The organism is Bradyrhizobium sp. Ash2021 (genome assembly GCF_031202265.1).
GTDB lineage: Bacteria > Pseudomonadota > Alphaproteobacteria > Rhizobiales > Xanthobacteraceae > Bradyrhizobium.
In genome coordinates this window covers 4,535,969-4,557,074 of the sequence record NZ_CP100604.1, presented here as the reverse complement: position 1 = coordinate 4,557,074, position 21,106 = coordinate 4,535,969, and the positions used below count along the sequence as shown (strand labels likewise).

Genomic DNA, 21,106 nt, shown 5'->3' with positions numbered 1-21,106 from the left:
GTCACATCCTGAACAGGCCGAATTTCGTCGGCTCGATCGGCGCATTCGATGCCGCCGACAACCCAAGGCCCAACACCAGCCGCGTATCGGCGGGATCGATCACGCCGTCATCCCAGAGCCTTGCTGTGGCGTAATAGGGATTGCCCTGGCTCTCATATTGGGCGCGGATCGGGCTGCGGAATTTGTCTTCCTCTTCCGCCGACCAGGTGTCGCCCTTGGCCTCGATGTTGTCGCGGCGGACCTGGCTCAGCACCATCGATGCCTGCTCGCCGCCCATCACGGAGATGCGGGCATTCGGCCACATCCAGAGGAAACGCGGGCTGTAGGCCCGCCCGGACATGCCGTAATTGCCGGCGCCGTAGGAACCGCCGATCACGACCGTGAATTTCGGCACACCGGCGGTTGCCACCGCCGTCACCAGTTTGGCGCCGTCGCGCGCGATACCGCCGGCCTCGTATTTCTTGCCGACCATGAAGCCGGTGATGTTCTGCAGGAACACCAGTGGGATATTGCGCTGGCAGCACAACTCGATGAAATGCGCGCCCTTCAGCGAACTCTCGCTGAACAGGATGCCATTATTGGCGATGATGCCGACCGGATAGCCCCAAATATGGGCGAAACCGCAGATCAGGGTCTGGCCGTACAGCTTCTTGAATTCGTCGAATTCGGAGCCATCGACCAGCCGCGCGATGATATCATGGACATCGAACGGCTTTCGGCCGTCGGCGGGGACCACGCCGTAGATCTCTTCGGCGGGAAACAGCGGATCCCTCGGCTCGCGCATGTTCAGCACCGCGCGCGTCGGCTGTTTCAGCGTCGCGACGATGCGCCGCGCGATCCCGATCGCGTGCGCGTCGTTCTGGGCGTAGTGATCGGTGACGCCGGACTGCCGCGAATGCACATCGGCGCCGCCGAGTTCCTCCGCGGTCACCACCTCGCCGGTCGCGGCCTTCACCAGCGGCGGACCGCCGAGAAAGATCGTGCCCTGATTGCGCACGATAATGCTCTCGTCGGACATCGCCGGCACATAGGCGCCGCCGGCGGTGCACGAACCCATCACGATGGCAATCTGCGGAATGCCCTGGGCGGACATCTGCGCCTGGTTGTAGAAGATGCGGCCGAAATGCCGTTCGTCGGGAAAGATCTCGTCCTGCATCGGCAGGAAGGCGCCGCCGGAATCGACCATGTAGACGCAGGGCAGATTGTTCTGGCGGGCGATATCCTGCGCGCGCAGATGTTTCTTCACGGTCATCGGATAATAGGTGCCGCCCTTGATGGTGGCATCGTTGGCAACGATCACGCATTCGCGGCCCGAGATGCGGCCGACACCGGTGATGACGCTGGCGGAATGGACGTCGCCGCCATAGAGGCCATGGGCGGCCAGCGGCGACAATTCAAGGAACGCGGTGCCGGGATCGACCAGGAGATCGACGCGCTGGCGCGCCAGCATTTTGCCGCGCGAAACATGCCTCGTGCGCGAAACCTTGCCGCCGCCGCCGGCCACCTGATTGAGCTTTTCGCGAAGCTCCGCGACCAGGCCGCGCATCACGTCGGCGTTGCGGGCGAACTCGGAGGATTTGGGGTCGATCGTGGAGTGAAGCGGCATGGTCCGCGTTTCTTTGATTGGCTGGCTGTTGAAATGTTGCCTTCAAGTCAGTTGTAATAGGCCATCTCGCGAGGGTGCGCGACCGGCCATCAGGTTAAAAACGATCATACGTTTTTTTAATAGACCTGCAAGGGGACGCTGCATTTTGGCACTATTCGCTGAATGCAGCCGTTATGCCATTGAAATTCCTAGCATCTCGTGCAATAATCATACGATCGCTTGTATGTTTATGTGAGTTCCATGGAGCGACTTCATCGACAAGCACCGTTGAGGAAAAGATGGCACGCACGATCGGCTCATACGGCCCAAAGACGCTGGAAGCGATCCGGAAGGCCGGGCTGCGCCTGATCTTCGAACATGGCTACGGGGCGATGAGCCTGCGGCACCTCGCGGCCGAGGTCGGAATCCAGGTTGGGTCGCTGTACAATCATATCAGTACCAAGCAGGAGCTACTGTTCGGCCTGGTGCAGGACCACATCAACGAGTTGCTTCGTCAGCTCGATCTCGCGCTGGAAGGGAAGCAAGGGCCGGTGGAAAAGCTCCGCGCCTTCGTCGCATTCCACGTCACCTACCACATGAGCCGGAAGCGCGAGGTCTTCATCGCCAATTCCGAACTGCGCTGCCTCGAGCCGAAGAACTACGATGCGATCGTCGCGCTGCGCAGCGCCTATGAGCAACGGCTGGCGGGAATTCTCGCGGAGGGAGTTTCCGAAGGCGTCTTCGAAGTCGTCGATGTTCAGGTGGCGACGTTTGCGATCCTGGCCCTTCTGACCGGCCTCTGCGCCTGGTACCGGCCGGGAGGACGACTGACCAAGGAAGCAATCGTCGCCGCCCACGAAAAGCTGGTGCTGTCCGGCGTTTCGCCCCAGGCCGCGATTTCCTCCCGAAGTGCCCGCAAGCATCCGCGGCGCATTGCGTCCGTCTAGCGGCGACGATCTTTGGAGCGCAGACGAGGCACCCATGACAGACCAGCAAGAGCTCGACGAAATCGACTTGAGAATACTGTCCGAGCTTCAGAAGGATGGGCGCATCCGAAATAACGAACTGGCGAACCGTGTCGGCGTCTCCGAGCCTCCCTGCCTGCGGCGCGTCCGGTCGCTGCGCGGCCGAGGCGTGATCAGGGCGATCCGCGCCACCCTCGACGAGAGGCACCTCGGCTACGAGGTGGCGTCATTCGTCTCGATTCAACTTGTGAGCCAGACCCAGGCGACGCTGCAGGCGTTCGAAACCTCGATCACGGCGCTACCCCTGGTCCTGCAGTGCTGGCGCATTTCGGGAGAAGCGGACTTTTTGCTCAAATGCGTCGCGACAAGCGTCGAGGGGATGCACCAGCAGCTTTTGCAGTTTGCGGCCATGCCGGAGGTCAAAAACATCAGAAGTTCCCCGGTGCTTGGCGTATCGAAGGATGCGCCACTGCCGATACCGGGATATCCGGCAGCATAAATAGCCCGAGCCGACCCCTTAATGGGTCCAAATCCTCAGTGGGTCCAGGGTTCGCCGCGCCGGAATGCGAAATTGTCGGCATAGGCGATTTGGCGGGGCACGGACGCCTTGGGTTCGATCACCTGATACGGGATGCCCTTGCGCTCGCAATAGGCCACCGCGTCTTCCCTGGTGTCGAAGTGAAGCGTGAGCTGCTGTTTCATGTCGCCGGACGAGGTCCAACCCATCAAGGGTTCGATCGCCCGGGGCTGCTCGGGTTCGTAGTCCAGTTGCCATTCCCTGGTTTTGGCCCTGCCCGATTGCATAGCGTTTTTGGCGGGCTTAAAAATGCGTGCGGTCATGGATGGTCGGACCTCGTGAGATATGCGACATGGTAGCGTTTGGCGGAAACGGCCGGGATAGTATAGAGAAACCTTTCAGGGATTTGATCGGTGATTCCATCGCCCCGGATGTTACAGTTCCGGACCGGTATAGTCATTATGCTGCACTGTGACAATCTTGGGTCGCCTGGCGGCCGGGGCCAAGTCCTGCGGCACGATCTTGTCGAAAGCATTACTTCGAAACGGCACCCATGAAAATCAACGCCACCCTGCCCGAAAAAGGACGTGACCTGCGGCTCGACCTGTTTCGCGGGGTCGCGAACTGGGCGATCTTTCTGGATCATATTCCAGACAATGTTGTGAACTGGATCACCACTCGAAACTACGGCTTCAGCGATGCGGCCGACCTGTTCGTTTTCATTTCCGGGTATACCGCCTCCTTCGTCTATGCCCGGATGATGCTAGACCGCGGCTTCATCGTCGGCGCCACGCGCCTGACCAAGCGCGTCTGGCAGCTCTATGTCGCCCACATCATCCTATTCGTGATCTACATCGCCGCGATCAGCTACCTGGCGCTGCGTTTCGGCGATTCCGAAATCATCAACGAGTTCAACGTGGCGGGCCTGGTCGATAATGCGACCGAAACGCTGCGGCAGGGATTGTTCCTGAAGTTCAAGCCGGTCAATCTCGACGTGCTTCCGCTCTACATCGTGCTGATGGGGCTGTTTCCGCCTGTGTTGTGGATCACGCTGCGCCAGCCCAACTGGACGATGCTGGCCTCGATCGCGCTGTGGCTGGTGGCCCGGCAGGCCGGCTGGAATCTGGCCGCCTATCCGGGCGGAACCTGGTACTTCAATCCGTTCTGCTGGCAGGTGCTGTTCGTGTTCGGCTCGTGGTGCGCGCTCGGCGGCGCCCGAAAGAACATGGGCGTCATCAATTCGCCGATCACGCTCTATTTCTGTATCTTCTATCTGCTGCTCGGGCTGGTCATGACCATGGCCGGCAAGTTTCCGGATTTCGGCGCGCTGTTTCCGCACTGGCTCTATTCAACCTTCAATCCCAACGACAAGACCAATCTGGCGCCCTATCGCTTCCTGCATTTCGTGGTGATCGTGATTTTGGTGATCCGCTTCGTGCCGAAGGACTGGAAGGGGCTGGAATGGAAAGTGTTCGATCCGCTCATCGTCTGCGGTCAGCAATCGCTGGCGGTGTTCTGCGTCGGCGTGTTCCTGTCCTTTGTCGGGCATTTTGAGCTCATGATGAGCTCGGGCTCGCTGCTCGCGCAGATATTCGTCAGCGTGACCGGCATCGCGATCATGACCATCGTCGCCTACTACATCTCCTGGTCGAAACGGCAGGACAAGCCGCTGCCCAAAACGCCGGCGACCGCCAAGGCGGGTTGATCGGGTCAGGTTGGGATCGGTTGCATTCGCAGCCTAACGCTTGGACTTGCCGACGACCTTGCCTCTCGATGAGATCCCGCCCCATTCGGCGGTCCAGGTGAGTTCGGGCGCCGCATCCTGCTCGATCGCGTCCTGGCGACGCGTTCCCTGCAACGCGAACATGGCGCCCTGGGGGTCGATGCATCGGACGATCCAGCCGCCTTCCGGCAATTCGACCGGGCCCTGGGCGATCCGGCCACCACCGGCCTTCACGCGCTCGGCTGCCACGTCGACGTCGCCGACATTAAAATAATATAGCCAGAACGGCACTGGTGCCCGCGGAAGTTTGGTGAAGATGCCGCCGAGCGTTTGCCCGCCGGACGCGAACAGCCGATACGAATCCATCAGACCGGTTTCGGCCGCGGCCTGCTGCCAATCAAACAGTTCGCGGTAAAAGGCGAACGCCGTCTTGGCATCGGCGGCAAGCAGCTCATGCCAGCCGACATGTCCCGGCTCACCCAGCCCGACCCGCTCCGGCCGACCGGGCTTCAACCCGTTGACCAGCGCAAGCGTTGCCGTTTGCGGGTCCGCCACGACGGAAATGCGGCCGATGTTGGTGTCAGTGGGCGGGACGTACACGGCGCCGCCGAGGCGCCCGATCAGGCCGGCGGTTTTATCCACATCGTCGACGGCGACATACCCCACCCACCGCGGCGTCGCACCCATTTTCCGCGCATCGGGCGGCAGGTCCATGAATGCCCCGACCGGAGCCTGTCCGGCGGTGAACAACGTGTAGGTGAACTCTGGCGTCGATGCATCCTGTTCGCCCCAGCCGACGACACTGCCATAAAAGGCCCTCGCGGCGGCAATGTCCGTCGTCAAAAGCTCGTACCAGACGAAGCGTCCGTGATGATCGGTCAACGCGAATTCTCCCGTTCCAGCCACAAGCCACCGCGCTGCAACATTGTGGTTCCGGATATTAGTCTATGAGTTATTTCATGAGCGCGCGAAGAGCGACTCGCGCCAGCGGCCCGTGATCACTTTCACGTTGTAGCGGCCGTTCGCCAGCGGATCATGGTTACCGTTCACACCCGGTTCATGGATGTTGTGGTTTGATGCATCGTGGCCGATTTTGTTCATCAACATGAACCGAATAAGATGCAAAATCGACAAACACTGTGAGGCGCAGCCAGTCTTGCAGGCCGCTTTCGCCAAGCGTACAATCGCTTGGCTGGACTCGAAACAGATATTACCAGGTAATGGAGGATGCGACGATGCCACGGGTGAAGCAAGCTTCGAAGTCGAAGCGTGTGACCAAAGCAGCCGTACCCGCATTGGGTGCCGCCGGTCTGACTTTCTCGCTAGTGGGGGGCGCATCCGCAGCGGCCGTACCGACAGCGGACGTGCAGCAGACGCCGAACTACGTGCCGACTCAAGCGCTCACGCTTGGTGAAGAAGAAATTGCGGACGTCAGTCTCGCCACGTTCCATTTGTTCGACAAGGAGAACACCGGAGCCGCCAGCGGCGCCGTACAGATGGCCTGGGGTTGCCGATGCGGCGGCTGCAGAGGCTGCCGAGGCTGCGGCGGGTGCAGAGCCTGCCGTTGCGGCGGCTGCGCGGGCTGCGGTTCTTGCTGTGCATCATGGGGCATCTGCCGCCTCTGCTGATCCAGCGCAGATTTCGAACACGTTGACAAACGCAAGGCGTCATGGCCGGGTTCGACAAGGTCGACCCGGCCATTTTATGTCTGACGTTGCCGGAGAACACGCCTCGCAATAACGATCCGCAGTGACAAGCAAGGTACGCGTACGAAACTCATGACAGGCCATCGCAAGACCCGCGCCACGCGTCAAACCGGCAAAGACGTTGTGCAGTTCGCGCCGAATTTCACCGTCTACGTGCTCCCCCCCGATGTCGTGAGCCTCTATTCCGAGGATCGGAAATTCTTCCTGCACGGCGAGCTTTATGTCGCGCTCGCCGAGGCGATCGGAAAGACCGGAAAAAGCCTTGGCCGGCTCGTCCGCGAGCTGGAACGCAAGTTTCCGTCCGATCAGATCAATGAAGCGCTCAAGCGGCTGGGTGACCGTCGCTATATCGTGCCGGCCTCGCCTGCCGCCGACGGCACGGTCGCCGGCTATTGGGCTAGTCTCGGCCTGCCGTCGGAGGTTGCGGAAAGCAATCTCAAGAATTGTCGCGTGCGCATTGAGGCGATCGACGTCAAGGGCGCAACCGAACTCGGCGCCGCGTTGGGTGAACTCGGCGTTCGCATCGTCAAAGGGTCTCCCGACCTGACCGTCACGTTGGTGAGCGATTATCTGGAACGACGACTGGCCCAGCTGAACCGGCAGCGGGTGTCGGACAGGACGCCCTGGCTGCTGGTGCAGCCCTCCGGGGTTTTTCCGCTGGTGGGCCCGGTGTTCAAACCCGGCGAGAGCGCCTGCTGGACCTGTCTGTTCGACCGCATGATCCGCAATCGCGAGATCAAGGGATTCCTCGATCGCGGAGGGGCGCAGCCCGTCGCGGTTTCGCCACTGGTCCGCAACACTTTCGGACAAAGCGCGATCCAGTTCGCAGCCGTCGAGATTGCCAAGGCGATCGCCTCCGGCTTTCGCACCGACCTGCGCGATCATATTGCGAGTTTCGACCTGATGGGCGCGACGATCGCAAAGCACTATGTCGCGCATCGCCCGCAATGTCCGACCTGCGGCGCCAGGAAATTGCAGAACCCGCGCCGTGCGCCGCAGCCGATCGTGAACGGCCCCGGCGCCAAGCTGATCATGACGAGCGGCGGATATCGCACGGTGTCGTCACGTGTCACGGTTGCACGCTACCGAAAGCACGTCAGTCCCCTCACCGGCGTCGTGAAGCGGCTGGAGCGGATCGAAGCCGATCTGCCGATGAACACCAACTTTTTCGCGCAACATAATTTTTCCGCGCCGGCCATGAGCGTCGATCAGCTGAGGTCGGGACTGACTGGCGGCAGCTTCGGCAAAGGCTCGACCGCTGAGCAGGCCGAAGCCAGCGCGCTGATGGAAGCGATCGAACGCTATTCCGGAATTTTCCAGGGCGATGAAATCCGGATGAAGCGGCGGTTTGCCGATTTCGCACCGGGCGAGGCCATCCTGGCCAACGATGTCCAGCTGTTCAGCGAGGCGCAATTTGCGGCGCGGCACGAACCTGCGGGCGATGATTCTCATCCGATCCCGGAGCCGATCGATCCCACCGCCAAGATCGAGTGGTCGCCGGCCTGGTCGTTGCGCGACCAGCGCTTCCGGTATTTTCCGACCGGCCTGATGTACTTCTTCTACCGGGACGCTCATACCGATTCCAACGGCTGTGCCGCCGGCAACACGCTGCAGGAGGCCATCGTCCAGGGCTTCCTTGAACTCGTGGAGCGCGATGCCTACGCGATCTGGTGGTACAACCGGTCACAGCGGTCGGAGGTCGATCTCAGCGAGTTCGACGATTCCTACATCCGCGATATCAAGACTCAATTTGCCGACGCCGGACGCAAACTGTGGGTGCTCGACGTCACCAACGACCTCGGCATTCCCAGCTATGTCGCGGTCATGCACTGGATCAAGGACGGCCAGGAGCATATCGAGTTTGGCTCCGGCGCGCATTTCGATCGCCGCATCGCCTTGCTGCGTTCGCTGACCGAACTGAGCCAGTTCCTGTCGATCGGCCTGATGGGCGGCGGCAGCGGCGACAAGTCGAGCCTCGACGGCATCACGCCGTTGCGCCTGGAGAATTATCCGTTCCTGATTCCGGCAAGCCGCCCGGTGGTTGTGCCGGAACTCGGCATCAATGTCCCGCTCGACAGCGCGCGCGAGCAGGTGGAAGCCTGCGTCGAGATCGCCCGGCGCGCGGGGTATGATTTCCTCGTCCTCGATCAGACCCGCCCCGACGTCGAAGTCTCGGTGGCCCGGGTGATCGTTCCCGGGCTGCGGCATTTCTATCGCCGCTTCGCACCCGGCCGGCTGTACGACGTTCCGGTCAAGCTCGGCTTGCTCGACCGGCCGTTATCGGAAAACGAACTGACGCCGTTCCTTCCACACACCTGAAGGGGGTACGGCCTTGCGCGCGCCTGCGAAAAAGCGAGGGCGAAAAATCACACCAGCCATTGCGGCCCGGCTGAATGCACGCGTCACGCTCGAAGCCCAGGCCGACGGCAATGTCGCCGCTCGCTTCGACGGGTACGCGGCCGGCCTTGGAAAGTTCAGCGCCGAAGCGATCGATCGCGCGCATGGCTTGCGCACCGGTCTGCCGCTCGCTTCGTTTTCGCGTCCTGCCAAGGCGATCGACCGCGAAATCGATCTCCTGGTCCGGCGCCTGGCCGAGCGAGGGCTGTTGGAATACCGCCTCGGACGCGCGCGCGGCAATGCCGACCTCGTCGTCATCGAACCGCAAATGCCCGGTTATTGGCCGCAAACGCCGAAGCTTCGCGACTCCGAGACGATCGTATTGTCGCGTTTCGCCTACATGCGACGGCGCGGCAATGACATGGTGCTGGAATCGCCGCGCGCCGGCGCGTTGTTCAGAATCAGCGAGCCGAAGGTCGCAGCTACCATTGCCACGCTGTCCGCGCCGCAGAAGATCGGCCAGATGCGGCGGCAGGCAGGATTTCCCGGCCTGGAGCTGCTCGGATTGCTGCTGGATTGCAAAATCCTCTTCAAGATCGACGCCAAGGGCGGCGACGGCCGCCGCGCAAATGAGGGCGACGAAAACCTCGTGCTCTGGGATTTTCACGATCTGCTGTTTCACACCCACAGCACCGAAGGCCGGCAGGCCAATCCACTGGGGGGACTCTATCCCTACGCCGATGTCATCGCGCCGCCACCGGCGGTGCGATCGCCCTGGCCCGGCACGACCATCGATCTGCAGCCACTTTCGGCCGCGGCCCATGAAACGCCCTCGCCATACGCAAAGCTGCTGGGCGAGCGCCATTCGACGCGCGACTTCGACGACCGACAGCCGATCACGCTCACCGAGCTCGCGCAATTTCTCGAAAGCACCGCGCGCGTGCAGTCGAAGTGGACCAGCAAGCTCGACTTTGGCGGCGATGGTCCCGATATCGCCTACACCACGCGGCCGTATCCCGCCGCGGGCAGCGCGTACGAACTCGAACTTTATCTGAACGTCGCCAATTGCGACGGGCTGGAGCGCGGCTTCTATCACTATGATGCCGACAGGCACGCGCTGGTGAAGATCGATGCCCACGAGCAAGAGCTCGATGCGCAATTGGGGTCGGCTGAATTCGCGATGAACGCGCCCTCCTCGACCCAGATCCTGATCACGATCGCCGCGCGCTTTAACCGCGTTTCGTGGAAGTACAGCTCGATCGCCTATTCGCTGATCCTGAAGGATGTCGGCGTGTTGCTGCAGACGCTGTATCTGACGGCGACCGACATGGGCCTTGGTGGCTGCGCCATCGGCACCACCAATATCGATCTGTTCGCCACGATGACGGGCATCGATTTCCACGTCGAAGGCCCGGTCGGCCAATTCGCGCTTGGACGCGGTATCAAATCCGATGCCGCGGACTAGCTTGCCAGCCGGGGCAACAATTTCTGCGCGTTGCCATGCTCGATGGCAGCGAGCTGCTCGTCGGTGAACACCCCCGCCTCGCGCAAACCCTTCACGTGGTCGATGCTGGTTCGATAGGGATAGTCGGTGCCGAACAGGATCTGCGACACCGGAATAATGTCCGAGAGCGCCGCCATCGAGCCCTTGTTCGACGTCTGCGCCGTGTCGTAGTAAAAGCGCCTGAGTTCGGCCAAAGTGCCGTCCGGCACGGTTGCCTTGGCCTTCGGATCCAGAAATGCATTGCGGACGAAGCGCTCGATCAGGAACGGCATCGTTCCGCCCGCGTGCGAAAATATCCAGCTGATCTCGCGAAACTTCTGCGCGTTACCGCTGAAGATGATGTCGGCGATGGTTCGGGTCGTGTCGGTGCCGAATTCGATCATGACAGGTTGCTGGGTACGGACCAGATTGACGCAACAATTGGCCGCCGTTGGGTGGGTGTAGACAACAGCCTTGCGCCGGTTGAGTTCTTCCATCACAGGCAGGAACGCGGGATCGCCGAGCCATTTGTCGCCGTAGCTCGTCATCAGGCCGATGCCGTCAGCCTTGAGCGTGTCGAGCGCGTAGGCAATCTCCTGCAGGCTGCCCTCGACATCCGTCAGCGGAACCACCGCAAAACTTCCAAAGCGTGCCGGATGGTCGGCAATCAGCTTCGCTGCATAGTCGTTGCACTCGCGCGCCAGCTTGCGCGCGGTCTCCCCCGACGTGAAATTGAGGGCCGGCGTCGTCACCGAAAGCATGGCGACGGCGACGCCGGCCTTGTCCATATCCTCGAGCGATTTCGCCGGCGTCCAGTTCTTCATCAGGGGATCGCCGAAATTGCTGGCGCTGGAAGCTGCGATATAGGTCGGCGGCGACAGATGATGGTGCACATCGATGCGAAACGGCTTTGCGGCTTCCGCGCCCTGTGCCGCCGCACCCGGCGGCTGACCGAGACCGACCGCAGCCAGCGCCGCAGCGCCCGTCATTCCCTGCAGGAAATGGCGCCGGCTGAGTTTTGCGCCCGACAGCGAGAGCGTACTTCCATCGCAGCACGCGCATCCCCGATACGACCAGCGGTGTTGGCCCTTCATCACATCCTCCCTGTCGGTCTCTTCGGACCTTATGCTCTGGCCTGCCGTGAACGCGCAGTAGAACTTTAACCGTCGAGAATGGCAACCGCCCGGGTCCAGCCGGCGGAAGCGCGCTCGATCTTGACCGGAAAGCACGACACCATGAAGCCGGTCGATGGCAATTGCTCGAGATTATGCAGCTTCTCGATATGGCAATAGCCGATGTGGCGGCCCGCCTTGTGGCCTTCCCAGATCAGGCTGGCGTCCTTGGTCTCGGCATATTTCTTCGCGGTGTAGACGAACGGCGCGTCCCAGCTCCAGCCATCGATGCCGGTCAGCCGCACGCCGCGCTCCAGCAGATACATCGTCGCCTCATAACCCATGCCGCAGCCCGAGGTGACGTAGTCCTGCCGGCCGTATTTGGCTCCCGCGCTGGTATTGACCACCACGATCTCCAGCGGCGACAGGGTATGGCCGATGCGCTTGAGTTCGGCTTCGACATCCCTGGCGGTCGCGACATAGCCATCCGCGAAATTCCGGAAGTCGAGTTTGACGCCGGGCTGCAGGCACCACTCCAGCGGCACTTCGTCGATGGTCCATGAGCGCTCGCCGCGGTTCATGGTCGGATGGAAGTGCCAGGGCGCATCCAGATGCGTGCCGTTGTGGGTCGAGAGTTGCACCTGTTCGACCGCCCAGCCCTGGCCATCCGGCAGGTCTTCGGCCTTCAACCCCTCGAAGAACTGCAGCATGCGCGGCAGGCCCTGCTGGTGATCGATGTACTGGATGGTCGGGTGACCGCCGGGCGGATCGGCCGGCACGTCGTTTTGCAGGGGAACGGAAATATCGATCAATTTACGCGCCATGGCGTTTCCTCACTCTGTGTTTTTTGTCTGGGCCTTAAGCGGCCTTCGCGTCCTGGCGTTCGACCCGATTTTTCAGGACGCCGATCTTCTCGACTTCAAGTTCGATCTCATCGCCATGTTCCAGATACCAGCCGATTTCCAGTCCACAGCCATTGCCGACCGTGCCTGATCCAATGAATTCGCCGGGCATCAACGTCTCATCCCTGGTCACGTGCTCGATGATCTCCTCGAACGAAAATAGCATGCCGTCGGAAACCCCTTGCGAACGCATCTTGCCGTTGACGCGGACTTCCATCTTCAAATGATAGGGATCGCCGATCTCGTCGGGCGTCACGATCCACGGACCCATGACATTGCCGCCGTCAAAACTCTTGCCCTTGGCGGGGCCAAGCCGGCCCTCCATTTCGATGCGCTGGGCGTCGCGCGCCGAGAAATCGTTGAAGATCGTATAGCCGAAGATGTGATCCCGGGCTTTTGCGGCGGAAATATTGGCGCCCTTGTTCCTGGTGATGATGCCGAATTCGAGTTCGTAGTCCATCACCTGGCTGTAGCGCGGCCATTTCACGGTCGTGTTGGGACCGCGCACGCTGAAGCGGTTGGTGATGTAGTAGATCGGCTGTTTGCGATAGACCTCCGGCAATTCGCCGAGCGGTTCGGCGTCGAGCCGCGCCAGTTCCGCCATGTCGTTTTTGGCGCGCGCCGCGAGTTTGAGCTGGCCGCGCGGCGCCTGAAGGATATGCAGCGGGAACGACATGCCGTCGCGCATCTGCCGCGGTTCCGGCACCGGCGCAAGAATCTCGGCACCCGCTACGGCAACCGACAGCGCGTCGTCCTTGACGTATTTGTCGAACGCCGCCGCCGCCTGTTCGAGCGCACGCGGGCCGGCATCGATCAAGGCCAGCATCGACGCAAACGCCGGATTCGCATTTCCGTCGCGGCTTGAGGCCGCCGCCAGGTCGAACAAACGGGCATCTCCGGAATGCACGATCGCGATCTTCTCCTGACCGCCGGATTTGAATGTTGCGAGTTTCATGTGTTGAGCCCTTGCTTTTGATTGGAATATATGATCCGATAAAATATCGATAATCAAGTCTTAAAAATGTAAAATGGGGAAACCACGGTGAAAAAGATCCTTGCGAGCATTGCGTTCAGCCTGGCGCTGGCCGGATCTGCTGCCGCGCAGACGAAGATCCAGATCGGCTGCACCGCGACGTCGGATTGCGCCTCCGCCATGGTTGCGGTCGACGAGGGTATCTTCAAAAAGCACGGGCTTGACGTCGAGATGACGCCGATCGGCATCAACTCGAACATTCCCGCGGCGATCCTGTCGAACTCGATCCAGATCGGCGGACCGACCTCGACCGTGTTCCTGCAGGCCGTCGACGGCGGGCTTGACCTCGTTGCCATCGCCGGCGCGTCGATCATGAATCCTGTGTCGAACGGCAACATCACCGCCTTCGTGCGCAACGGCATCACCATCAAGGAGCCGAAGGATTTCGTCGGCAAGAAAGTCGGCGCCCCCGGCCTGAACGCCTTCCTGCACGTGCTGTTCGTCAAATGGCTGGTGGAGAAAGGCGTCGACCCCAAAAGCGTCAATTTCGTTGAGGTCACCTTCCCGACCATGTCTGATATCATCAAGTCCGGCGGTGTCGATGCCGTGCTCACGGCCGAGCCGTTGGTGACGCGCATGCTCAATGCGGGGCTGGGCTCGGTCGGGGCGCGCTATGCAGTCGAACTCGCGCGCACCGATCCGATCATTTTCTACGCCGCGTCGCGCGAATGGGCCGACAAGAATGCCGCCACCATCAAGAAATTCCGCGAAGCGCTCGATGAATCTGCGCAAATCGTCAACAGCGACCGCGAGAAGGCGTCCGCGTCAATTTCAAAGTTCACCAGGCAGCCACTCGAATTGGTCAAGGCGATGCCGCCGAACCAGTCCGAACCGGTATTGAAGCCCGAGCAACTGGCGTGGTGGATCGACGTCATGTCGTCGCAGAAAATGCTGCAGTCGAAGCTCGACACCGCCAAACTGGTCCTGAATTGAGGCCTTTGTCATGCCGGCTCCCGAGCGCAATCCAAACCAACCCGCCAGCGAAGCCGGCACCTTGAGCGAGCGCGCCGCGACGCTGGTCGAGCAGGATATTTTGGCCGGCCATCTCGCGCCGGGGGCGCGGCTTGGGATCGTCGATCTGGTCGAGCGCTACGAGATTGGCGCGACGCCGTTGCGCGAAGGATTATCGCGGCTGATTTCGCGCGGCTTGATCGTCGGGATCGGGCAACGAGGTTTCCGCGTCGCCGACGTCAGCCGTGAGGATCTGGACGACATCACCTGCATGCGAACCGCGGTCGAGATCGAGGCAATCCGGCTCGCGATCGCCCAGGGCGACGATGCCTGGGAGGCCGGCATTCTGAGCGCGCTGCACCAGATGCGCCGGCATATCGAGCGCACCGGCAACGAATTCCGCGAAGGTGCTGAGGATTTCGACCGGCTGCACAAGGGCTTTCATACCGCCTTGCTTGGGGCCTGTGGCTCGAAACGCATGCTCGCCGCCCATTCCGACCTTTACGACCAGGCGTACCGCTATCGCCGCGTGATGATGCGCCAGTTCGACAGCGGTAAGAAATTCGTCCGCGCGCATCAGTTGCTCGCCGACTGCGTTCTCTCGCGCGACGTTCCCGGCGCCCAGGCCATGCTGGCGGAGCACCTGCGCTCGACCATCAACTTCGTCTATCCCCCAGGCAGCGGAAACTGACGTCATGGCCATCGCCGCGAAACGCCAGGAGGCGCCCGTGTCCCCCCTCGCCACGCCGCAGCTCGCGTTTGCGGACGTCACGCTGATGCTTGGCGGCAAGACCATCATCGAGAATTTGACCCTCGGCGTGCGTCCCGGCGAATTCCTTTGCATCGTCGGCGCGTCCGGCTGTGGCAAGACCACCGCACTCCGCCTCGCGGCCGGTCTCTATCAGCCAACCAGCGGCGCGGTGACGTTCGACGGCCAGCCGATGCTGCAGCCGCGCCGCGAGATCGCAATCGTGTTCCAGGACTATGGCAAAGCGCTGCTGCCGTGGCGTACCGCGGCGGGCAACGTCTCGCTCGCGCTCGAGGCGGGCGGGATTTCCGTAACCGAGCGCCCTGCCCGCATCGACGCGTTGCTGCGCAAGGTCGGCCTGCCCGGCCACGCCGAAAAATATCCGGCGGAGATGTCCGGCGGCATGCAGCAGCGCCTGCAGATCGCCCGCTGCCTGGCGCAGGAGCCGAAGGCGCTGCTGATGGACGAGCCGTTCGGCGCACTGGATGCGATGACGCGGCAGGGATTGCAGGACGAGGTGCTGTCGCTGGTTGCGGCCAGCAACGCCACCGTGATCTTCGTGACCCACGATCTCGACGAGGCGATCTATCTCGGCGACCGCGTCGTCGGCCTGCTGCCGCATCCCGGACGGATCGGCATTGAACTTGCGGTCAATCTGCCTCGCCCGCGCGATCAGCTGGCGACCCGCGAACATCCGGAATTCCTGCGGCTGCGGCGCGAATTGTTCGACTTCATCAAGGCGACCGAACAGTGACGCTCGACCGCGCCAAGCCCTTGCTGCTGCCGATTGGCGCGCTATTGGCTTTCGAGGGCTGGGCGCGCGCGACACATCTGCAGAGCGACAGCCTGGCGCCGCCGAGTGAGATCGTCGCGGCGCTGGCGGGCGCCCTGGCCGACCACTCGATCCTGGCGGCGACCCGCGACACGCTGTTCGCGACGTTTGCGGGCCTTGCGATCGGCAGCCTCATCGGGCTTGCGCTCGGCATCGCGTTCGGCATTTCCGATACGCTCGATCGCCTGATGGAAGTGACGGTCGAGGCGGTCAGGCCGATTCCATCGATCGCCTTGTTGCCGATTGCGCTGATCGCGCTCGGGTTCGGCTACCGCATGGAAATCGTCATCGTGGCCTTTGCCTGCATCTGGCCGATCCTGATTCTGAGCCGTGCGGCCGTTCGTAGCGTCGAACCACGGCTGATGGAAGTATCGCGCGTGCTTCGGCTGCCCGCGGCGCAGCGAGTCCTCAAAATCATCATCCCCGCGGCCTTGCCGCGGATATTCGTGGCGTTTCGCCTCTCCGCCGGTATCGCGCTGATCGTCGCTGTCACCGTCGAGATCGCGATCAATCCGCTTGGCCTCGGCGCCGGTATCATGCTGGCGCAGCAGGCGCTTCGTCCCGACCTGATGCTGGCCTATCTGGTCTGGATCGGCGCCATCGGTTACGCGCTGAACCTGCTGCTGACCGTGGCGCAGCGCCGCCTGTTCGGCCGCGCCGCGTTGAGCGGAGACAGCCTGTGAAAGGCGGCGCGATCGTCTGGCGCGTGGCGAGCTTTGCGGTTGCCGCCGGATTCATTGCGTTCTGGCAACTGGTCGCCAATTGGAAGCTGGTATCGCCGGTGTTCCTGCCCGGGCCCGACCGGGCCTGGGCTTCGCTGCTGCGCGGTTTTTCCTCCGGTGACCTCTGGAGCAAGCTTATCGGCACGCTCGAACACATGGCCTATGGCTGGCTCGCCGCATCGATCGCCGGCATCGCCATCGGCGCGATGATCGGGTCGTCGCGCCCGATGCGGACCTATGTGGCGCCGTCGCTGGAGTTCTTGCGGCCGCTGCCGGTCTCCGCGATCATTCCGGTCGCCATCGCGGCGTTCGGGCTGACCCAGGGCATGGCGCTGTTCGTGATCGCGTTAGGCGCGATCTGGCCGATCATGCTGGCGACCATTCATGGTTTTGCCGCGGTCGAGCCCAGCCTCTATGAGGTGGCGCGGTCGCTGCAGATGTCGCGGCTGGCGGTGATTTTCAAAATCGCGTTGCCGTCGGCCAGTCCCGATATTCTCGCGGGCATGCGCCTCAGCCTGACGGTGGCGTTGATCCTCGCGGTGGTCTGCGAAATCCTCGCCGGCCTCGATGGCCTCGGCCACTGGGTGCTGCTGTCGGCGCGCGCCTTCCGATCCGCCGATCTGTTCGCCGGCGTGATTCTGCTCGGCGTGACCGGCTATGTCACCTCGGTCGCGATGTCGCTGGCCGAGCGGCGGCTGCTGGCGTGGCAGGCTTCGCAGCGGTAAGCGCGAACCTTGAATAGCCGTTCAATTCGCGGTGATGATTGGGTGCGTTAACCCAATGATTCGGCGCATTAACCCAACCTCTTTACAAAGCGTAAACGTGCGCTTGCCATTTTTAGGCAGGAGGGTTCCATGGATATATATCCCGTACCTGCCACCGTGACGCAGGCCAGAGTCCAGCTCGTCGCCGACCAGACCACCAAGGCGCCGCCCCGCAAGATCAATCAGGACGTGCTGGACGTGTTGGCCACGGAGAACCAGGCCGAACGAGAAGCTGTCCTCGACGTCAAGGCCTGACCGAACCAGAAACCGGTTCGGCGGAGATGCCAGCAAGCGCCCTCAGCGCAGATTTTCCGCTGAGCGAATTTCTCAAGCGACGCGCCGGACTCCTTCTGTTCACGGAGAACGAACGGAGTCCGGATTTTCTCGCTCATCCCGAGATTAACGAAAGCTCTATTTCGTGGTGGCGATCCGAAAAATCGTTGTGCAATCTGATCCGGTCGATTGCCATGGGGATGTCATGAACGACGATTATTTCAAGCAGCAGGCTGACCGCATCCGGGCGATGGCCGACAAAGCCGACCCCTTCACCAGGAAACGCCTGCTCGACCTGGCGGAGCGTTATGACGCCAAGCTCGGACGGCCATCACGTGCGACACGGCAACTCAGGCTGCCGCAGGTGCCGGAACACAGTCGCGAGGCGAACGCCCCGACGGGTCCCGCCGAGCAGCTGCCGGACACACCCTCGCCGAGATGATGCCAACCGGCGCCGGCCGCGCCGTCGCGGGCGAGCCGTCAAGCTGGTGGAATTTGCGAGCTATTTGGTCGGGGCAGCTGGATTCGAACCAACGACCTGCAGTACCCAAAACTGATTCTACTTCATTGCCTGAAATTCCCAGGCGTTCTTATTCGTTCATAACTTGTATAAAGTCCTTTTAAATAAAGGCTTTTTCAAGTACCGAGATAGCCGCCCTTTCCGGTAGATTGACCGGGCCGTGCCTACACGGTGCCTACATGGGGTCTGGAGCAGTTTCTTGTGACCCCCAATAGATTCACCAAAACCTCAGTCGCCGCACTCATCCCGCGCACGTCCACTTACATCGAATACGACGCAGAACTGCCTGGGTTCGGCGTCCGCGTAACCCCGAATGGCGCAAAATCATTCGTGGTGGATTATCGCGCCAATGGTGGCGGTCGGGGAGCGCCCACACGGCGCTACACCATCGGAAGCAGCACCACATTTTCAGCCGATGCTGCAAGAAAAGCGGCACGGGACGTCCTTGCCCGTGTTCGGCTCGGAGCCGATCCGGCCAAGGAGAAGGCCATTGATCGCAAGGCGGTGACAATTGCCGATATTGAGCGGGTCTTTATGGAGGAAGAAATCCGCCCAACCTGCAAGCCGCGAACGACGGCCCTCTATGCAATGTACTTCCGGGTTCACGTGCTTCCGGAACTTGGTTCAAAGCGGGCTTTCGAAGTTAGTCACACCGATATCGTCCGGCTGCATAGGAAAATCGGCCTTCGCACAAAGCCGACTGCAAATCGTGTGGTATCGCTGATTTCAGCTATGTTCACTTGGGGTGTCAAAACCAGACGGATACCCATCGAAGCCAACCCCGCGCGCGGCGTACAGCTTTTTCCGGAGCAGCCTCGCGAGAGGTATCTGACCTCTGATGAGATGTTGCGGCTTGGCGACGCTATTCGAGAAGCGGAGACTAAAGGTATTCCGTACGAAATCGACGAAACTCGAAGGACTTCAAAGCACGCGGCAAAGCCGGATAAGCGCATCACAAAAATCAGTCCTTACGCCGCGGCAGCAATTCGCTTGCTGCTTCTGACCGGCGCCCGCCTCCGCGAAATTCTTGATCTCCGCTGGCCGAATGTCGATTTAGAGCGGGGCCTACTCTTTCTGCCGGATTCGAAAAGCGGAAAGAAAACCATTGTACTCAACACCCCTGCTCTTTTGATTCTATCTTCGCTGCCCCGCATCGGAGAATTTGTGATCGCCGGCCAATCTGCCGGCGCGGATGACGAGAAGCCACGGGCCGACCTTCAACGCCCATGGCGCGCCATCACGAAGCGCGCAGGTCTTTCGGGAGTTAGGATGCACGATCTCCGACATACACACGCATCGATCGGCGTTGGAGCTGGCCTTGGCCTTCCGATCATCGGTCGCCTGCTAGGACACTCAAACGTGGAAACTACTCAACGATATGCTCACTTAGCCGATGACCCGGTTCGTCGAGCCTCTGAGCGTATCGGCGACAATCTATCGAGGGCCATGGGTGATGCATGAGTTTGGATCGGGTTGACGTCTGTCAGGCCACCCCCGCTCAATGTGACTTTTAATCATGGGGTCGTGGGTTCGAGTCCCACCGCGCTCACCAAACAATACCAATGACTTAGATAAGGATTTTGAAGTGGCTGAGCTGGCCCCGGTTGTCTGAACAAAAATTCCGCGTCGATAAGTGGAGCCTCTGCCGAGGTTAGGCCGCCGCGCGGAGCGGCGGAAGATCGAAGTAGGCTTGATCCGGGGTCATGTCGTCAAGACTCGAATGAGGACGTCGGCCGTTGTAAAAGTCGAGATACCGGCCGATCGAATGTCGCGCCTCGCCGACGGTTTCGTAGGCTCGCAGATAGACCTCCTCGTATTTGACGCTGCGCCACAGCCGTTCGACGAACACATTGTCCCGCCAGGCCCCTTTGCCATCCATGCTGATGGCGATGCCATTGCTGGCGAGCAGGCCGGTGAACGCCGCGCCGGTGAACTGAGAGCCCTGATCGGTGTTGAAGATGTCCGGCTTGCCGTGGCGAGCCAAGGCATCTTCCAGGGTCTCGACGCAGAAGGCCGCCTCCATCGTGATCGACAGCCGCCACGACAGAACACGACGTGTCGCCCAGTCCAGCACCACGGCGAGATAGACGAAGCCGTGCGCCATCGGAATGTACGTGATGTCCATGGCCCAGACCTGGTTCGGCCGCCGGATCTCGATGCCGCGCAGCAGATACGGATAGATCTTGTGGCCGGGCTCGGGCTTGGTGGTGCGCGGACGGCGATAGAGCGCCTCTATCCCCATCCGCCGCATGAGCGTCTTCACATGCCGGCGGCCGATCTTGCACCCCTGCAAAGCCAGCAGGCCTCGCAACATACGCGAACCGGCGAAGGGATACTCCAGGTGCAGCCGATCGAGACGCTGCATGATCTCGAGGTCGGCTGAAGAGACTGGACGCGGCAGATAGTACACGCTGCCGCGACTGACCTTCAAAATCTCTGCCTGCTTGGTGATCGACAGATCGTGCTTACGGTCGATCATCGCTTTGCGCTCAGCAATCCCGCCTTGGTGAGCGCGCCTTCTAAAAAATCGTTCTCCAGCGTCAGCTCCCCGATCTTGGCATGCAGCGACTTCACATCGACCGCGGGCGTGGCCGGCGTCCCGCCCCCCGATCCGAAAATATCAGAGGCGCCGCCCTCAAGCTGTGATTTCCAGGCCGTAATCTGATTGGGGTGAACGTCGAAATGCTCCGCCAGCTGGGCTATCGTCCGATCGCCCTTGATGGCGGCCAGAGCCACCTTCGCCTTGAAGGCCGGTGAGTGGTTCCGCCGGGGTCGTCTGCTCATGGTCTCTCCTGTTCACGGCAATTATCGCCGCTGTCAGGCAGAAATTCCACTTATCGTTCTGTCCAGATTTCCGCGACCGGCTCTGGCCCCCGGATATAGGACCACTCGTTAAGGTGTGAAGCGTCCTGCTGTGTCTCAACCCATGGAGC

21 protein-coding genes are annotated in these 21,106 nt (G+C 61.5%); 13 read left to right on the top strand and 8 right to left on the bottom strand.

Going from position 1 to position 21,106, the window contains the following annotated elements; all coding sequences use genetic code 11:
- Nucleotide 1 precedes the first annotated feature (1 nt).
- Nucleotides 2-1,606, bottom strand: a complete 1,605-nt coding sequence (locus tag NL528_RS21685) for a carboxyl transferase domain-containing protein (protein WP_309184686.1) — start codon at nucleotides 1,604-1,606, stop codon at nucleotides 2-4.
- 278 nt (nucleotides 1,607-1,884) lie between these two features.
- Between NL528_RS21685 and NL528_RS21680 the strand changes: the two genes are divergently transcribed.
- Nucleotides 1,885-2,532, top strand: coding sequence for a TetR/AcrR family transcriptional regulator (locus tag NL528_RS21680; protein ID WP_309184685.1), 648 nt, complete (start codon nucleotides 1,885-1,887; stop codon nucleotides 2,530-2,532).
- 34 nt (nucleotides 2,533-2,566) lie between these two features.
- A complete protein-coding gene (locus tag NL528_RS21675) occupies nucleotides 2,567-3,049 on the top strand; it encodes an Lrp/AsnC family transcriptional regulator (RefSeq protein WP_309184684.1) in 483 nt (160 codons plus the stop codon).
- A 35-nt stretch (nucleotides 3,050-3,084) separates the two neighbouring features.
- Here the strand turns inward: NL528_RS21675 and NL528_RS21670 are convergent, their stop codons facing one another.
- On the bottom strand, nucleotides 3,085-3,390 hold the full coding sequence (locus NL528_RS21670; protein WP_309184683.1) for an ETC complex I subunit: 306 nt from the start codon (nucleotides 3,388-3,390) through the stop codon (nucleotides 3,085-3,087).
- Between the two features lie 230 nt (nucleotides 3,391-3,620).
- Here NL528_RS21670 and NL528_RS21665 point away from each other — a divergent pair, with 230 nt between their 5' ends.
- Nucleotides 3,621-4,772 carry an OpgC domain-containing protein gene (locus tag NL528_RS21665; RefSeq protein ID WP_309184682.1) on the top strand — a complete coding sequence of 384 codons (1,152 nt, stop codon included), beginning with the start codon at nucleotides 3,621-3,623 and terminating at the stop codon, nucleotides 4,770-4,772.
- Between the two features lie 33 nt (nucleotides 4,773-4,805).
- Here the strand turns inward: NL528_RS21665 and NL528_RS21660 are convergent, their stop codons facing one another.
- Nucleotides 4,806-5,672 carry a VOC family protein gene (locus NL528_RS21660; protein WP_309184681.1) on the bottom strand — a complete coding sequence of 289 codons (867 nt, stop codon included), beginning with the start codon at nucleotides 5,670-5,672 and terminating at the stop codon, nucleotides 4,806-4,808.
- A 75-nt stretch (nucleotides 5,673-5,747) separates the two neighbouring features.
- Nucleotides 5,748-5,891 carry a hypothetical protein gene (locus NL528_RS21655; RefSeq protein ID WP_309184680.1) on the bottom strand — a complete coding sequence of 48 codons (144 nt, stop codon included), beginning with the start codon at nucleotides 5,889-5,891 and terminating at the stop codon, nucleotides 5,748-5,750.
- A gap of 677 nt (nucleotides 5,892-6,568) precedes the next feature.
- Between NL528_RS21655 and NL528_RS21650 the strand changes: the two genes are divergently transcribed.
- A complete protein-coding gene (locus tag NL528_RS21650) occupies nucleotides 6,569-8,815 on the top strand; it encodes a TOMM precursor leader peptide-binding protein (protein ID WP_309184679.1) in 2,247 nt (748 codons plus the stop codon).
- A gap of 13 nt (nucleotides 8,816-8,828) precedes the next feature.
- Nucleotides 8,829-10,298, top strand: coding sequence for a SagB family peptide dehydrogenase (locus NL528_RS21645; RefSeq protein ID WP_309184678.1), 1,470 nt, complete (start codon nucleotides 8,829-8,831; stop codon nucleotides 10,296-10,298).
- On the opposite strand, the gene NL528_RS21640 is transcribed toward NL528_RS21645, so the two are convergent.
- The 3 genes from NL528_RS21640 to NL528_RS21630 all read right to left on the bottom strand — a co-directional run bounded on the left by NL528_RS21640 (nucleotide 10,295) and on the right by NL528_RS21630 (nucleotide 13,285).
- Nucleotides 10,295-11,410 carry an amidohydrolase family protein gene (locus tag NL528_RS21640; RefSeq protein ID WP_309184677.1) on the bottom strand — a complete coding sequence of 372 codons (1,116 nt, stop codon included), beginning with the start codon at nucleotides 11,408-11,410 and terminating at the stop codon, nucleotides 10,295-10,297. The genes NL528_RS21645 and NL528_RS21640 overlap by 4 nt on opposite strands.
- Nucleotides 11,411-11,475: 65 nt before the next feature.
- Nucleotides 11,476-12,252, bottom strand: a complete 777-nt coding sequence (locus NL528_RS21635) for a cyclase family protein (protein WP_309184676.1) — start codon at nucleotides 12,250-12,252, stop codon at nucleotides 11,476-11,478.
- A 34-nt stretch (nucleotides 12,253-12,286) separates the two neighbouring features.
- A complete protein-coding gene (locus NL528_RS21630; RefSeq protein WP_309184675.1) occupies nucleotides 12,287-13,285 on the bottom strand; it encodes a fumarylacetoacetate hydrolase family protein in 999 nt (332 codons plus the stop codon).
- A gap of 87 nt (nucleotides 13,286-13,372) precedes the next feature.
- Between NL528_RS21630 and NL528_RS21625 the strand changes: the two genes are divergently transcribed.
- The 8 genes from NL528_RS21625 to NL528_RS21590 all read left to right on the top strand — a co-directional run bounded on the left by NL528_RS21625 (nucleotide 13,373) and on the right by NL528_RS21590 (nucleotide 19,634).
- Entirely contained in the window at nucleotides 13,373-14,296 is a 924-nt protein-coding gene (locus NL528_RS21625; protein WP_309184674.1) for an ABC transporter substrate-binding protein, read from the top strand.
- A 10-nt stretch (nucleotides 14,297-14,306) separates the two neighbouring features.
- On the top strand, nucleotides 14,307-15,005 hold the full coding sequence (locus NL528_RS21620; RefSeq protein ID WP_309184673.1) for an FCD domain-containing protein: 699 nt from the start codon (nucleotides 14,307-14,309) through the stop codon (nucleotides 15,003-15,005).
- Between the two features lie 85 nt (nucleotides 15,006-15,090).
- On the top strand, nucleotides 15,091-15,816 hold the full coding sequence (locus tag NL528_RS21615; protein ID WP_375144067.1) for an ABC transporter ATP-binding protein: 726 nt from the start codon (nucleotides 15,091-15,093) through the stop codon (nucleotides 15,814-15,816).
- Nucleotides 15,813-16,577: an ABC transporter permease gene (locus tag NL528_RS21610; RefSeq protein WP_309184671.1), complete on the top strand. Its 765-nt coding sequence runs from the start codon at nucleotides 15,813-15,815 to the stop codon at nucleotides 16,575-16,577. Before NL528_RS21615 ends, NL528_RS21610 begins: the two co-directional genes overlap by 4 nt.
- On the top strand, nucleotides 16,574-17,341 hold the full coding sequence (locus NL528_RS21605; RefSeq protein ID WP_309184670.1) for an ABC transporter permease: 768 nt from the start codon (nucleotides 16,574-16,576) through the stop codon (nucleotides 17,339-17,341). The genes NL528_RS21610 and NL528_RS21605 overlap by 4 nt, the downstream gene beginning before the upstream one ends.
- Before the next feature lie 129 nt (nucleotides 17,342-17,470).
- Nucleotides 17,471-17,635, top strand: a complete 165-nt coding sequence (locus tag NL528_RS21600; RefSeq protein WP_309184669.1) for a hypothetical protein — start codon at nucleotides 17,471-17,473, stop codon at nucleotides 17,633-17,635.
- Nucleotides 17,636-17,858: 223 nt separating this feature from the next.
- A complete protein-coding gene (locus NL528_RS21595) occupies nucleotides 17,859-18,095 on the top strand; it encodes a hypothetical protein (RefSeq protein WP_309184668.1) in 237 nt (78 codons plus the stop codon).
- Between the two features lie 279 nt (nucleotides 18,096-18,374).
- On the top strand, nucleotides 18,375-19,634 hold the full coding sequence (locus NL528_RS21590) for a site-specific integrase (protein ID WP_309184667.1): 1,260 nt from the start codon (nucleotides 18,375-18,377) through the stop codon (nucleotides 19,632-19,634).
- Nucleotides 19,635-19,824: 190 nt separating this feature from the next.
- Here NL528_RS21590 and NL528_RS21585 read toward each other — a convergent pair.
- Nucleotides 19,825-20,957, bottom strand: a protein-coding gene (locus tag NL528_RS21585; RefSeq protein ID WP_143206051.1) for an IS3 family transposase whose coding sequence is annotated in 2 segments (ribosomal slippage) — nucleotides 19,825-20,702 and nucleotides 20,702-20,957 — 1,134 coding nt in all. Because the reading frame shifts where the segments join, the coding sequence is not laid out codon by codon here.
- Nucleotides 20,958-21,106 lie beyond the last annotated feature (149 nt).